General features: G+C 70.2%; 9 protein-coding genes, 2 rRNA genes and 1 pseudogene (1 of these 12 only partly in view). 3 read left to right on the plus strand and 9 right to left on the minus strand.

All coding sequences use genetic code 11. The features are described from left to right. Positions 1-90 precede the first annotated feature (90 nt). Together ACQPW6_RS12895 and ACQPW6_RS12900 are read left to right on the plus strand one after the other, a co-directional pair. Positions 91-687, plus strand: coding sequence for a GNAT family N-acetyltransferase (locus tag ACQPW6_RS12895; protein ID WP_433889732.1), 597 nt, complete (start codon positions 91-93; stop codon positions 685-687). Between the two features lie 151 nt (positions 688-838). Beyond that, positions 839-2,026, plus strand: a complete 1,188-nt coding sequence (locus ACQPW6_RS12900; RefSeq protein ID WP_433889733.1) for a winged helix-turn-helix domain-containing protein — start codon at positions 839-841, stop codon at positions 2,024-2,026. A gap of 28 nt (positions 2,027-2,054) precedes the next feature. Here the strand turns inward: ACQPW6_RS12900 and ACQPW6_RS12905 are convergent. From ACQPW6_RS12905 to mtnA, 7 genes and pseudogenes are all read right to left on the minus strand, one after another. Beyond that, positions 2,055-2,732, minus strand: a pseudogene (locus ACQPW6_RS12905) (response regulator); the annotation flags it as partial. 185 nt (positions 2,733-2,917) lie between these two features. Then, entirely contained in the window at positions 2,918-3,604 is a 687-nt protein-coding gene (gene hpf, locus ACQPW6_RS12910) for a ribosome hibernation-promoting factor, HPF/YfiA family (protein ID WP_433889734.1), read from the minus strand. A 302-nt stretch (positions 3,605-3,906) separates the two neighbouring features. Then, on the minus strand, positions 3,907-4,590 hold the full coding sequence (locus ACQPW6_RS12915; protein WP_433889735.1) for a ComF family protein: 684 nt from the start codon (positions 4,588-4,590) through the stop codon (positions 3,907-3,909). Positions 4,591-4,765: 175 nt separating this feature from the next. Continuing rightward, positions 4,766-6,601, minus strand: a complete 1,836-nt coding sequence (locus tag ACQPW6_RS12920; protein ID WP_433889736.1) for an LpqB family beta-propeller domain-containing protein — start codon at positions 6,599-6,601, stop codon at positions 4,766-4,768. Then, positions 6,601-8,538: an MtrAB system histidine kinase MtrB gene (gene mtrB, locus ACQPW6_RS12925; RefSeq protein ID WP_433889737.1), complete on the minus strand. Its 1,938-nt coding sequence runs from the start codon at positions 8,536-8,538 to the stop codon at positions 6,601-6,603. Before mtrB ends, ACQPW6_RS12920 begins: the two co-directional genes overlap by 1 nt. A gap of 43 nt (positions 8,539-8,581) precedes the next feature. Then, positions 8,582-9,271 (minus strand): MtrAB system response regulator MtrA, encoded by a 690-nt coding sequence (mtrA, locus tag ACQPW6_RS12930; protein WP_311300651.1) that lies wholly within the window; start codon positions 9,269-9,271, stop codon positions 8,582-8,584. Positions 9,272-9,873: 602 nt separating this feature from the next. Then, positions 9,874-10,947, minus strand: coding sequence for an S-methyl-5-thioribose-1-phosphate isomerase (gene mtnA, locus ACQPW6_RS12935; RefSeq protein ID WP_433889738.1), 1,074 nt, complete (start codon positions 10,945-10,947; stop codon positions 9,874-9,876). Positions 10,948-11,831: 884 nt separating this feature from the next. On the opposite strand from mtnA, the gene ACQPW6_RS12940 reads away from it, so the two are divergent. Next, positions 11,832-12,764 carry a glycerophosphoryl diester phosphodiesterase membrane domain-containing protein gene (locus ACQPW6_RS12940; protein ID WP_433889739.1) on the plus strand — a complete coding sequence of 311 codons (933 nt, stop codon included), beginning with the start codon at positions 11,832-11,834 and terminating at the stop codon, positions 12,762-12,764. Positions 12,765-12,826: 62 nt separating this feature from the next. On the opposite strand, the gene rrf is transcribed toward ACQPW6_RS12940, so the two are convergent. Together rrf and ACQPW6_RS12950 are read right to left on the minus strand one after the other, a co-directional pair. Beyond that, positions 12,827-12,943: ribosomal RNA gene (gene rrf / locus ACQPW6_RS12945) — 5S ribosomal RNA — on the minus strand. Between the two features lie 67 nt (positions 12,944-13,010). Continuing rightward, positions 13,011-14,663: ribosomal RNA gene (locus ACQPW6_RS12950) — 23S ribosomal RNA — on the minus strand; it runs 1,472 nt beyond the window's last position.

Raw genomic sequence — 14,663 nt, forward strand, 5'->3', positions numbered from 1 at the left:
CAGCGGCAAAACGGTTTTCCGGGCCGGATGGGGCTCGGCGATACTCGGCGGCACGCCCTCCCGACCGCTCCAGAAAGGTGCGTCAACGCCGTGGAACCGATCACTTTGAGCACCGAACGCCTGCTGCTGCGCCCGCTGCGGGCCACGGACACCGACGCGGTGCTGGCCGCCTGCCAGGACCCGGAGATCCCGCGCTGGACGCCGGTCCCCTCGCCGTACACCCTCGCGCACGCGGTGGCCTTCATCGACCGGAACCCGGAGGGGTGGCGGAACAACACCGAGTACAACTTCGGCGTCTTCACCAGGGAGTCCGCGGGTGGTGACGGTGTACTCGTGGGGTCGATGGGGCTGGTCAACCTCGGGCACCTCGGCGCTCCCGGGCGGCAGGCGGAGCTCGGGTACTGGACGGCCAAGGAGCACCGCGGCAAGGGCTACACGGCGGAGGCCGGGCGCGAGGTGTGCCGGTGGGCGTTCGAGCGGCTCGGCGTGCAGCGGATGGAGTGGATCGCGGACGCCGGCAACGAGGGCTCGCGCGGGGTCGCGCGGAAGATCGGCTTCGTGATGGAGGGCACCCAGCGGGCCAAGATCGTGCACCGGGGCGCCCGCAAGGACGCGTGGACGGGCGCGCTGCTGCCCGCCGACTTCGGGCTGGAGTCGCTGACGCCGTACGAGCCGTACGCGGGGTAGCGGGGGGCGGGCGGCGTCCGGCTGACGGCGGCCGGGGCGGCGCGGTCCGGGCGGCCGGGGCGGGCGGCCGGGGCGGCACCTTTTGGGCGGCCCGGGCGGCGTCACCGCTGGTCGGCGGGAGTTGTCAGTGGCTGGTCCTACGCTGGCGGCCATGACTGCGCTGCCGCCGCCCCAGCTCTCCCTGTCCGCCGACGAGGCCCGCAGGATCGCCCTGCGCGCTCAGGGACTGCTCGGCGCCCCCGACCGGCGGGCCGGTACCAGGGGCGTGCTGCGCTCGCTCGGCGCGGTGCAGCTGGACACGATCTCGGTGCTGGCCCGCTCGCACGAGCTGATCCCCTACGCCCGGCTCGGCGCGGTCGGCAGGCCGGCGGTGGAGGAGGCGTACTGGAGCGATCACCACGCCTTCGAGTACTGGTCGCACGCGGCCTGCATCCTGCCGATCGAGGAGTGGCCGCACTTCGCCTTCCGCCGCCGGGCCCGGCGGGCCCGCGGCCACCGCTGGCACGTGCTCCAGGACGCCGAGCGCAGCTGCGCCGCCGTACTCGACCGGCTCAAGGCCGAGGGCCCGCTCACCTCCACCCAGCTCGGCGGCGCCAAGAACGGCGGCCCGTGGTGGGACTGGTCGGAGACCAAGATCGCGGTGGAGTGGCTGCTGGACACCGGCGAGGTGGTCTGCACCCGGCGCAGCGGCTGGAAGCGGATCTACGACCTGCCCGAGCGCGCGGTCCCCGACGAGCTGCGGCACGACGACCTCAGCGACGCCGAGTGCATGCGGCGGCTGGTCGCGCAGGCCGGGGCGGCGATGGGGGTGGCCACCCGGGCCGACCTCGCGGACTACCACCGGCTGAAGAACGAGCAGGTCAGCGCGGTGATCGAGGGCACAGGACTGGTACCGGTCGAGGTGCGCGGCTGGAACCGCCCGGCCTGGGCGGACCCCGCGGCGCTGGCGAGCGAGCCGCGCGGCCGGCACCGTACGACGCTGCTGTCACCGTTCGACTCCCTGGTCTGGGACCGGCCGCGCACCGAGCGGATCTTCGGCTTCACCCACCGGCTGGAGGCGTACACGCCCAAGCCGAAGCGGATCCACGGCTACTTCGCGATGCCGCTGCTGGCCGGCGGCCGGCTGGTGGGCCGGGTGGACCCGGGCCGCGAGGGCCAGACCCTGGTGGCTCGGCAGGTGTCGCTCGACGGACCGAAGGCGGTGGCGCCGGCGGCGGAGGCGATCAGCGCGGCGGCCGGCTGGGGCGGCTGCACCTCAGCCCGGGTCGAACGCGTACTGCCCGAATCCCTGCGCGAGCCGCTGGCCGACGCGGTGAACCGGGCCCACGACCTGCGGTAGCCGGCCGGCGCGGCGGCGGCCGGTCGCGCTAGCGGATCTCCAGGATCTTCTCGCGCATCGCGTAGACCACGGCCTCCATCCTGGAGTGCAGCTGCAGCTTCTCCAGGATGTTGCGCACGTGGTTCTTCACGGTGTTCTCGCTGATGAAGAGCTGCTTGGCGATGTCCCGGTTGTTCAGCCCGGTGGCCACCAGCTTGAGCACCTCGAGCTCCCGGTCGGTGAGCTTGGGCGCCGGCACCAGCCGCCGTTCGTCGTCGGTGCGCTGGATCATCGACTTGAACTCGGTGAGCAGCTTGGACGCCATCGACGGGCTGATCTGCGACTGGCCGTCGGCGACCGCCCTGATCGCGGTGGCCACCTCGTCGGTGGAGATCTCCTTGAGCAGATAGCCGGTCGCGCCGGCCTTGATCGCCTCGTAGAGGTCGGCTTCCTCGTCGCTTATCGTCAGCATGATGATCTTGGCGCTGGGGGCCACCTCCTTGATCGAGGTGCACGCCTCGATGCCGCCGCGGCGCGGCATCCGCACGTCCATCAGCACGATGTCGGGCAGCAGGTCGGCCGCCTTGTCCACGGCCTCCGCGCCGTCCCCGGCCTCGCCGATGACCTGGATGTCCTCCTCCTGCGCGAGCACGATCTCCAGGCCGCGCCTGAACAGCGCGTGGTCGTCGACCACCAGCACCCTGATCGGCTCGGCCCGCGCCGGGCCCGGCGGCCGGTCATAGGGGTCGTGACTGCTTCCGGCGGCGGCCCCACGCTCAAAGTCCGGCATCAGACCCTCCCCCTCAGACCAGCTCGACCACTGGTCCAGCATTTCACGTCCCGGCACGGTGCCGCCCCCGGAACGGGTCCGGGGGCGGCCACCGCCGTCATACCACCGGGCGGCTCAGCGACTCAGCGGCGCAGCACCCCGCCGGCGCCGGCCGGCGCCTCGACGGTGGCCTCGTCGGCGTTGAGGTGGATGACGCCGTAGTCGTAGCCGTGCCGCCGGTAGATCACGCTCGGCTGCTTGGTCTCGATGTCCACGAAGAGATAGAAGTCGTGACCGACGAGTTCCATCTCGTACAGGGCCTGGTCAAGGCCCATCGGCACGGCCGCGTGCGTCTTCTCGCGCACCACGAGCGGGCCGTCGCCCTGCACCTCCATCGTTCCGATCCTGGTGGTCGGCACATGCCCGTCGCTCGCCGGGTCGCCGACCAGCTCGCCGTCGTCGGTGAGCGTCGCCGCGTCCGGCACGGCCGCGCCCACCTCGGCGGCCGGCGTGCGGCCGTTCCCGCGGCGAGTGTGCCGCTTGCTCGCCGCCTTGCGCAGCCGCGCCTCGAGCTTCGTCACCGCGATGTCCAGCGCGGCGTACGGGTCCCCGGCTGCGGCTTCCGCGCGGACCACCGGTCCGCGGGTGTTCAGCGTGATCTCCACCCGGTCGGCGTGGTCCGCCTGGCGGGGGTTGAGCTCCTTGGACACCTCGACGTCGAGGCTGATCACCTTGCCGTCGAGCTTCTGGATCTTGTCCAGCTTCTCGGCCACGTGCTTCCGGAACCGCTCAGGCACCTCGGTCTTGCGGCCCTTGACGACGATGTCCACGCAGAACTCCGTTCCGGACCGTCCCGGGAATCCGGAGGCGATCCCTTTCCTGATGGCCGGCCCGGGCAGGTACCCCGTCCGGCGCTGCGTCGGCTGCTGCCCCGCCTCCCGGCACTCTCCGGGAGCCGCAAGGCCGCGGCTTTCACCTCCTCCTGCCCCACTGGGAAGATCAACACCCCATGGCGTCGCATCCCTCTACCCCGAACATAGTCCCGTAGTGTGCGGGTCGGCATCCCCAGCGCGGACCTCCCCCCTTTCAGGTGAGTCCCTGCCGCCGCGACCAGCGACGACACCCGATCGAGCTAATTCACCGGCTCCGCGCCCGCCACCACCGCGGCACCTGTCACCCTCCCTCCCGCAGCCCGCACCGCACGAGCCGCCACTGTCAGTGACGCCCCTGTCGTCATCAGGTCGTCCACCAGCACCACCGGAGCCGCCGACAGCAGCCCGGCCCGGCCGCCGACCGCCCGTACCGCGCCCGTCAGGTTCGCCAGCCGCGCCGCCGCGTCCAGCAGCGCCTGGTCGGCGACCGGCCGCCGCTGCCGCAGGACGGCCACCGTCCTGGCCCGTACCCCCTGCCGCCTCAGCTCCCGGGCCGCCGCCAGGGCCATCCGTGCGGTGGCGTCGTGCCCCCGCCTGGCGACCGCCGACCGGGCCGAGGGCACTGGTACCAGCAGCGCCGCCGGAGCCGCCGCACCGGCCGACAGGGCCGCCCCGGCGAGCGCCCTGCCCAGCGGTCCGGCCAGTCCCAGCGCACCCCGCTCCTTGTGCGCCAGGACCACCGCCCGCACCTCGTCCCCGTACCGCCCGGCCGCGTAGACCGGCGGCAGCCCGTCGGGCTCCGCTGCCGGACGGACCCGCCGCACCGAGCCCGCCCCGCCGAGCAGCCCCCGGCACCTCTCACACAACTCCGTCCGCGGACATCCGCAGCCCGCGCACTCCACCGGCAGAACCAGCCCGGTGAACTCCTGCCACCAGCCCCGCATGACTCAAGAATGCGGTCCGGCGGGAGCCCGCCGCCAGTCACCCGTTCGAGTCTGTGGATAACTCCCGGGGCGGGCCGCGGGCCCGGTCACGAGCCAGGCCAGGGCCCGGTCGCAGGCGTGGTCGCAGGCCCGGTCGGCGGCCCGGTCGGCGGCCCGGTCGTCCCGCCGGGTGCGCTCAGCCGGGATAGACCGGATTCGAGCCCTTCGGCGTCAGCTGCTTCCAGTTCGCGTCCGCCGGCGCCAGCCGGTACACCGCCCCGTTGAAGGACGCGAGCAGCGGCGCGTTCTGGTCCTCCGAAGCGGCCACCGACAACGCCGAGCTGATCGCCTCCAGCGGCGGTGCCGCCGAGCCGTCGGTGCTCACGTACTGGATCTGCTGCACCCCGGACTCCGCGCCCAGCACCACCAGCCGGCTCGGTCCCGCCCAGGACACCGAGTTGACGTTCTCCTCCGCCGGGGTCAGCACCGTCAGCCCGGTGACCGTGAACTGCGGGTCGCTCACCGTCCCGCCGCGGTCGATCACGCCCAGTTCCAGCTTGTTGGTGCCGTTCTCGTTGACGACCAGGGCGATCCGCACGCCGTCCGCGGCGACCCGTACCGACTCCACCCGCCCCTGCAGCCCGGTCACCGGCACCTCGACGGCCTTGCCCGTGCCGCCTCGCAGGATCAGCAGCTTGGACACCGCGGTCGACCGGTCGGCCACCCACAGGTCGCCGAGGCCGTCCCAGCTCGGCGCCGTCAGCCCGTTCTTCCCGTCGTGCGCGCTGCTGGTGTACACCGGGGCGCCCAGCGCGCGGTCGTCCCGCAACGAGCCGACGACCAGCTGCAGGCGGTTGGCCAGCACCCCCGCGGCCATGCCCTCGTCCCGCCGCACCGCGACCGAGCTGAGATGGGCCTTGTCATCGCCCAGCGGGCCGGGCACCGCGGTCGCGATGGTCGATTCACTGCCCAGCCGCATCAGCTGGCCCTGCTGTCCGATGAAGTACTGCTCCACGGAGTCGGCCGACTCCGGCGGCCCCGGCGGCGGGGCGTCCCGGCCGGCCAGCACGCACGCCGTGGAACCGTCGGCCCGCTGCACCTCGGCGGATTCCAGCTTCGCCGACGCCTGCGCCTGCACGGTGGCGAACAGCTGACCGGCCAGCCGGACGCACTGCGGGTGGCTGATGTGGTCGCCCTTGCTGTCCAGCCGCACCCTCAGATGCTGGGAGTCGTCCAGCGTCACCCCGTGGTCGGCGCCCTTGGAGTAGAGCTTCGTACCGGCGGGGACCGGCGAGGACACCACCGGCGCCAGGAAGTCCGTCGGCCCGTCGAACAGTGCGGAGACGGTGGTCTGCAGCGGGTCCGCGTCGGTCTCCTGCCGCAGGTACATGGGGTCGGCGACCAGGGGCTGCCGGGTGGCGCCCTGCCGCTGCGCGTCGATACCGAGGCTGGCGTAGTAGTACATGTTGACCGAGTGGTACATCCGCTGGAAGTCGGACTCGGACAGGACCAGGCCGGGGGCGAGAGCGTCGATCCGCCACTTGTTGTCGACCTTGGTCAGGTGGAAGGACGTCTGGAACGACTTGTCCGGCTGCGGATTCGGGCTGTAGGCGTGCTTGGCGTCAACCGTGGCGGCCTCGGTGCCGTACAGCGTGAACTGCGCCTTGTTCTTGTCGCTCCCCGTGTCGTCCTGGCTGGGGAGGCCGCCGCTGGACAGCACGGTGATCGTGCTCGCCCCGTGCCAGCTGGCGTCGGCCTTCTTGGTGAGGTACTGCCGGGCGGTGGCGAAGTCCGCCTCGCTGCTGGTCGTCGCCTCCATGAAGCCGCCGACGATGTCCGACGGGCTCTCGTTCGCGTGCGGAGCCTTCGCCCCGACCCGCACCTGCGCGTCGGAGTCGGCACTGTGGCTGTCGTCCACCTTGCGCACCTCGCCGCTGCTGGGCATCGACGCGCAGCCGGCGAGCAGCAGACCCGCGCACACCGGCAGCGCCGCGCCGCGCAGCAGCCGCCCCCTGGATCGAACGGCACGCATCAGACGTCGTCCTCCCGCACGGTCTTCGTCCGCCCCACGACCCTGGACCCGTTGCCGGGCAGCGCCGCCGGGTCGGCGGACGGCGGCCGCGGCGGGGCGGTCGGCAGCTGCGGTATCTGCGCGGACCGGTCCCGTGCCGGGTCCCCGCCCGGGCTCCGGCCGCCGCTGGACGGCGACCCGTCCCGTGCGCCGGCCCGCGGCACCGGCACCGTGAGCTGGCCGGGGGTGGTGCTCCTGGCCGGCAGTCCGGAGGAGTTCAGCCCTCGGTTGCGGCGCGAATCCTCCGGCTCCAGCGGGATCGGGGATCCGCGCAGACTGTCGCCCGCGGTGCGCGGCAGCGTCATCCGGAACTGCGACCCGCCGCCGGGCTCGCCCCACGCCTGGAGCCAGCCGCCGTGCAGCCGGGCGTCCTCCACGGCGATCGACAGGCCCAGGCCCGTGCCGCCGGTGGTACGCGCCCGCGCCGGGTCGGCCCGCCAGAACCGGTTGAACACCCGGGTCGCCTCGCCCGGCTTCAGCCCGACGCCGTAGTCGCGCACCGCGACCGCGACCGCGCCGTCGGCCGTCGCCAGCCGGATCACCACGTCCCGGCCCTCACCGTGCTCGATCGCGTTGACCACCAGGTTGCGCAGCACGCGCTCCACCCGCCGCGGGTCCGCCTCGGCTATCACCGGCTGCGCGTCGCCGCGGATCGCCACCCGGCTGCCCTTGGCCTCGGCCAGCGGCTCGGCGGCGTCCACCACCTGGCGCACCACCTCGCGGAGGTCTATCGGCTCGGCGGACAGATCCGCCGCGCCCGCGTCGAACCTGCTGATCTCCAGCAGGTCCGACAGCAGCGACTCGAACCGGTCGAGCTGGTTCTGCAGCAGCTCCGCGGACCTGGCCGTCACCGGATCGAAGTCGCCGCGCGCGTCATGGATGAGGTCCGCTGCCATCCGCACCGTCGTCAGCGGGGTGCGCAGCTCGTGCGAGACGTCGGAGACGAAGCGCCGCTGCATCCGCGACAGGTCCTCCAGCTGCTGGATCTTGACCTGGAGGTTCTGCGCCATCTTGTTGAAGGACTCGCCGAGTCTGGCGATGTCGTCCTCGCCGCTGACCTGCATCCGCTCCTGGAGCCTGCCCGCGGCCAGCCGCTCCGCGATCCCGGCCGCCATCCGCACCGGCGTGACCACCTGCCGGGTCACCAGCCAGGCGATCGCGCCGAGCAGCACCACCACGAACAGCCCGGCGGTCGCAAGGGTGCCCTTGACCAGTCCGAGTGTCTTCTCCTCCTGGTCGAACGGGAAGAGGTAGTACAGCTGGTACGGGTGCCCGTCGATGTCCGTCACGCGCTTGCCGACCGCGAGCGCGGGCCGCGGCTTGCTGCCGTCACTGGTTTTGACCAGCGTGTACTGCTTGAGCGCGCCGGTGTGCGTCTCCAGGGCGTCGCGCAGCGACTGCGGGATGCTCGCCTCCGCCACCACGCTGCCCGAGCTGCGGGTCCCGCGCGGGGGGTTGACGTCGGTCTCACCGAAGGACGGCTGGGTGCTGTTGGCCTCGGGACTGAGGGTGACGATCCAGTAGACGCCCTTGCCGCCGCTCGCCAGCTGCTCGACCAGGCTGTTCAGCCAGCTCCCCGGGTCCTGCGCGCCGCGCTGCGCGCCGGAGCCCGACGCCTCCTGCGACTTGTACTTCACCGCCTGGCTGGTGGCGATGGAGAAACCGCCGGTCGCCTGGTTCTCCGCGGCCTTCTCCTTGGCGTCGAGCAGTCCGTTGCGCACCTGCCCGATGACCACGAACCCGAGCAGCATCACCACGCCGACCGACATCAGCAGCGTGAACGCGACCACCCGCAGTTGGATGTTGCGCCGCCACAGCCGCACCCCCGGCTGGAGCGGACGCCGAGCCCAGCGCACGCACGAGCGGGTCACCGGCAGCAGGCCCCGCAAGGGGCCCACAAGCCGGCTCTCCAACCGTTCACGCTCGTACGACGCGCACATCTCAGCCCGGTCCCGCCTTGTAACCGACACCGCGGACGGTCACCACGATCTCCGGACGCTCCGGGTCCTGCTCGACCTTGGACCGCAGCCGCTGCACATGGACGTTCACCAGCCGGGTGTCGGCCGCGTGCCGGTAGCCCCAGACCTGCTCCAGCAGCACCTCACGGGTGAACACCTGCCACGGCTTGCGGGCCAGCGCCACCAGCAGGTCGAACTCGAGCGGCGTCAGCGCTATCGGCTGCCCGTCCCGCTTGACCGAGTGCCCGGCCACGTCGATCACCAGGTCACCGATGGCCAGCTGCTCAGGCGTCGGCTCCTCGGCCCTGCGCAGCCGCGCCCTGACCCGCGCCACCAGCTCCTTCGGCTTGAAGGGCTTGATGACGTAGTCGTCCGCTCCCGACTCCAGACCGACCACCACGTCGACGGTGTCGCTCTTCGCCGTGAGCATGACGATCGGTACGCCGGACTCGGCCCTGATCTGCCGGCAGACGTCGATACCGTCCCGTCCGGGCAGCATCAGGTCGAGCAGCACCAGATCGGGCTTGGCCTCCCGGAAAGCGGCCAGCGCCTTGTCACCGTCGGCGCAGAACGACGGCTCGAAACCTTCTCCGCGCAGCACGATGCCGAGCATCTCTGACAGCGCTGTGTCGTCATCGACGACGAGGACACGTCCCTTCATACCGACCATCATCCCATTTACGTATCGGTTCCCGTGACCTTCGGTGATGGAGGTCACGGGCCAGGGCCAATGTCCACGGTTGTCCGTGGTTGTCCAGCCGAATCCGTGGCCGTTGATATCAGCTGATATCAGCCGCGGACGTCACGCTGTCGCGGGGCCGCGACCCTAGATCATGTGGCCAGTATGGCCCGGTTGGCTCCCCAGCCGCACCCCAACCCGTCGAGCGGCGTCCCCCGGGGCCGCTCAGGGCCCCGGCCCCGGGCCCCGGGGAGCGCGGCGGCCGGGCTGTTGCACCACCACTACCGCACGGCGATGCCGTGCGGACATCCCGCCCCTATCATCCTGGCCATGACATACGGGGGGCTGTATCTGTCGGCGCGCGTTCGCCCTGTGGTGCCCGTCCACCAGGTCCATCACGGTGGTGGCGGCTCGGGGGGCCACTCAGCCTTCGCGATTCTGGTCGTTGTCCTGGCCGTGGCGGGGGGCTTCGCGCTGGCCGTGTTCGCGGCCCGCCGCGAGAGGCGAAGGGCCGCGGAACGGTCCGCGAATGCGCCGGACGACGTGTGACCCCATCCGGAAGGCGCGTGACCCCGTCGGTGGTCGCGCTGGTGGCCTCAGCCCTTGACGTCCCCGGGCCCCGCCGCGCATACGGCCGACAGGGCCGCGGCCGTCACCGGGGAGACGACGCCGTTCTCCGTCACGATCGCGGTGATCAGCTCCGGCGGCGTGACGTCGAACGCCGGGTTGTAGGCCTGCGTCCCCAGCGGGGTGGGCGCCAGATCGGTCACCTCGCTGCCAGCCCGGTGCTCCACCTCGATCGAGGCGCCGTCCGGGGTGGACAGGTCCACCGTCGTCGTCGGCGCCACCACGATGAACGGCACGTTGTGATAGCGCGCGATCACCGCCAGTGGATAGCTGCCGACCTTGTTCGCCGTCGAGCCGTCCGCCGCGATCCGGTCCGCGCCGACCAGCACCGCGTCCACCTCGCCCGCGGTGAACAGCGAACCGGCCGCACTGTCGGCAAGCAGCGTGTACGGCATCTCCGCCCGCGCCGCCTCGTACGCCGTCAGCCGCGACCCCTGGAGCAGCGGCCTGGTCTCGTCGACCCACAGCCGCCGCAGCTCACCGGCCCGGTGCACGGCCAGGACGACACCGAGGGCGGTGCCCTCGCCACCCGACACCAGGGCGCCGGTATTGCAGTGCGTCAGGATCCGGTACCCGCCGCCGGTCACCAGCTCGGCGAGCAGCTGCGACCCGTATCCGGCCATCGCCGTACTGGCCGCCGCGTCCTGTGCGTGCAGCGAACGGGCCTGGGCCAGCGCGGCGGCCGGGCCCTGGTGCGGCGGCGCGTCACGGAAAGCCGTCAACGCGCGGCGCACCCCGTACTCCAGATTGACGGCCGTGGGACGCGCATGCGCCAGCAGCTCGGCTGCGTCGTTCACGTCGTAGCCGCGGGCCGCAGCGAGCGCCACCCCGTACGCGCCGGCGATGCCGAGCAGGGGTGCGCCCCGGAGCGAGAGGGAACGTATCGCCTGAACGAGCGCCTGGACGTCCGTACAGACGATCTCGACCTCCTCCTGCGGCAACCGGGTCTGGTCGAGCAGCACCAGGACAGGGCCCTCGGGCGGCTCCTCCCATCGCAACGCGGGAATGGTGCCGTGCTCAGCTTGCGCGAAGTGATCACCCATTCCTCCAGTCTGCCCTGCCAGGCCACCTTCAGGGCAGCCCATGGCACGATGGCGGCCAGTACAGCACCGAGCACTCGAAGGGGCAGCCACCGATGACGAACACTCCGGGCTGGGCCTCGCCCGGATCCTCCGACTCACCTGAGCCGGACGACGGCGACAGCCCCACTCCACCTGATGCATCCAGTACGCCGGAGGCGGCTGAGGGGTCCGAGGCAGCTGATTCCGCCTCTGAGGCGTCTGAGCCGTCTGAGACGCCTCGGACGCCTGAATCCGCGCCTGAGGCGCCTGACGAGCCCGAGGCGTCCGACGGGTCCAAGGCGTCTGAATCCGCGGCCGGAACGAGTGGCTGGTCGCAGCACCAGCCGCCGCCTGGCCACTGGGATCCGACGTCACCTTCGTCGCCGTCCGGCCCGGCCGGTCCGGTGGCCGGTGCGCCGCATCCCGGGACGCCGGCGGGGCCGGCCGGCGACGACAGCAAGCACTCGGACCCCGATTCGCCGGAATCCCGGCCGTCGCCGTCCCCCGGCGCTCACGGCTCCCCGGAATCCCGTCCGCGCGACGCCGCGCCCTGGGCGCACGACTCGCACCACGGCAAGGGGACGGGCGAGGGTTCGGGGTCCCATGGCGCCACGGGTTCCCACGGGCCCACGGCGGGGTCCCACGGCCCGACCGCAGGGTCGTCGCACGGGCCGACCGCGACTCCGCCGTCCGGGCAGTACCAGGGTGGCAACGCCTACGGGCAGTGGGCGCCCCCGCCGCCCAGGCAGCCGCACGAGGGCGGTCCGCGATGGGGCCCGACGGCGCAGCCCACCGGTTGGCAGCACGGCGGCCCGCAGCACCCGGGTCCCGGCGGCTGGGGCAGTCCCCCGGCGCCCAAGCCGGGCGTGATCCCGCTCCGGCCGCTCGGCGTCGGCGAGATCCTGGACGGCGCCATCGCGACCACACGCCTGTACTGGCGGGCGATCCTCGGCGTCACATTCGTGGTCGCCCTGGTCACCAAGGGCATCGAGATCGTCGTCCAGGGCAAGTTCATCGACGACACCCGGCTGAAGAACCTCCAGGACGAGTCCAACCCGAGCGTCAGCGACATCCTGCACGCCATCAGCGGCTCGCTGGCCGGTTTCGCGCTGGTCATGCTGGTCGCCTTGGTGGGCGTGCTCGTCACCACCGCGATTCTCACCACGGTCATCGGCCGCGCGGTGCTCGGCCAGCCCATCACCGCAGGCGAGGCATGGCGCAGGGCGCGTCCCCAGCTGCCGAGGCTTCTCGGTCTGACCTTCCTGGTTCCGCTCATCGTCGCCTTGATCATGGCCGTGTGCCTGCTCCCCGGAGTGCTGGTCGCACTGGCCGGCTCGGAGAGCGGCGGCGGGGCCCTCGCCACCATCGGGCTGCTGGCCGGCCTGGTCATCGCGATCCGGCTCTGGGTCCAACTGAGCCTGGCCGCACCCGCGCTGATGCTGGAAAAGCAGGACATCGTGTCCGCGATGAAGCGCTCCGCCAAGCTGGTGAACGGCTCCTGGTGGCGGGTCCTCGGCATGCAACTGCTGGCGGGGATCCTGGTCTATCTGGTGTCCACCATCATCCAGTTGCCGTTCGCGCTGATCGGCGCCGGAGTGACGGGCGATTCCTTCGGCAACCTCTTGTCGGCGGACAGCAACGTCAGTTGGACGTACCTCATCATCTCGGGAATCGGCGGCGTGATCGCTGCCACGATCACCCTGCCGATCACCTCGGGCGTTCTCACCCTGCTGTACATGGACCAGCGCATCCGGCGTGAGTCCCTGGACATCGACCTGGCCCGAGCGGCCGGCGTCTGAACGCAGAAATGCCATGGCCCCCGAACCTCACGGTTCGGGGGCCATGGCATTTATCAAAGTTTGTTCGGCGGCGTCCTACTCTCCCACAGGGTCCCCCCTGCAGTACCATCGGCGCTTTGAGGCTTAGCTTCCGGGTTCGGAATGTAACCGGGCGTTTCCCTCACGCTATGACCACCGAAACACAATGAAACAACAGCGGTACAACACGCTGGTTGCCTCAGAACTACACAGTGGACGCGTACAACTATGGACAAGCCCTCGGCCTATTAGTACCGGTCAGCTCCACCCCTCACAGGGCTTCCACATCCGGCCTATCAACCCAGTCGTCTACTGGGAGCCTTACCCCCTCAAGGGGGTGGGAGTCCTCATCTCGAAGCAGGCTTCCCGCTTAGATGCTTTCAGCGGTTATCCCTCCCGAACGTAGCCAACCAGCCATGCCCTTGGCAGGACAACTGGCACACCAGAGGTTCGTCCGTCCCGGTCCTCTCGTACTAGGGACAGCCCTTCTCAAGACTCCTACGCGCGCAGCGGATAGGGACCGAACTGTCTCACGACGTTCTAAACCCAGCTCGCGTACCGCTTTAATGGGCGAACAGCCCAACCCTTGGGACCGACTCCAGCCCCAGGATGCGACGAGCCGACATCGAGGTGCCAAACCATCCCGTCGATATGGACTCTTGGGGAAGATCAGCCTGTTATCCCCGGGGTACCTTTTATCCGTTGAGCGACGGCGCTTCCACAAGCCACCGCCGGATCACTAGTCCCTACTTTCGTACCTGCTCGACCCGTCAGTCTCACAGTCAAGCTCCCTTGTGCACTTACACTCAACACCTGATTGCCAACCAGGCTGAGGGAACCTTTGGGCGCCTCCGTTACTCTTTAGGAGGCAACCGCCCCAGTTAAACTACCCACCAGACACTGTCCCTGATCCGGATCACGGACCGAGGTTAGACATCCAGCACGACCAGAGTGGTATTTCAACGACGACTCCCCGATGGCTGGCGCCACCGGCTCACAGTCTCCCACCTATCCTACACAAGCCGAACCGAACACCAATATCAAGCTATAGTAAAGGTCCCGGGGTCTTTCCGTCCTGCTGCGCGAAACGAGCATCTTTACTCGTAGTGCAATTTCACCGGGCCTATGGTTGAGACAGTCGAGAAGTCGTTACGCCATTCGTGCAGGTCGGAACTTACCCGACAAGGAATTTCGCTACCTTAGGATGGTTATAGTTACCACCGCCGTTTACTGGCGCTTAAGTTCTCAGCTTCGCCATGACGAATCATGACTAACCGGTCCCCTTAACGTTCCAGCACCGGGCAGGCGTCAGTCCGTATACATCGCCTTACGGCTTCGCACGGACCTGTGTTTTTAGTAAACAGTCGCTTCTCGCTGGTCTCTGCGGCCACCCCCAGCTCAAGGAGCAAGTCCTCTCACCAGTGATGGCCCCCCTTCTCCCGAAGTTACGGGGGCATTTTGCCGAGTTCCTTAACCATAGTTCACCCGAACGCCTCGGTATTCTCTACCTGACCACCTGAGTCGGTTTAGGGTACGGGCCGCCATAAAACTCGCTAGAGGCTTTTCTCGACAGCATAGGATCATCCACTTCACCACAATCGGCTCGGCATCAGGTCTCAGACTATGTGCGCGACGGATTTACCTACCGCACGTCCTACACCCTTACCCCGGGACAACCACCGCCCGGGCTGGACTACCTTCCTGCGTCACCCCATCGCTTACCTACTACTCCCTCGGGTCAGCGGCTCCACCACTCCCACCTCGTCCGAAGACTCAGCAGGCGGCTTCACGGCTTTAGCATCAGAAGATTCAGCATTGGGCGTTTCATAGCGGGTACCGGAATATCAACCGGTTGTCCATCGACTACGCCTGTCGGCCTCG

Source organism: Streptomyces sp. CA-111067, assembly GCF_050956065.1.
In the GTDB taxonomy this organism is placed as follows: domain Bacteria; phylum Actinomycetota; class Actinomycetes; order Streptomycetales; family Streptomycetaceae; genus Actinacidiphila.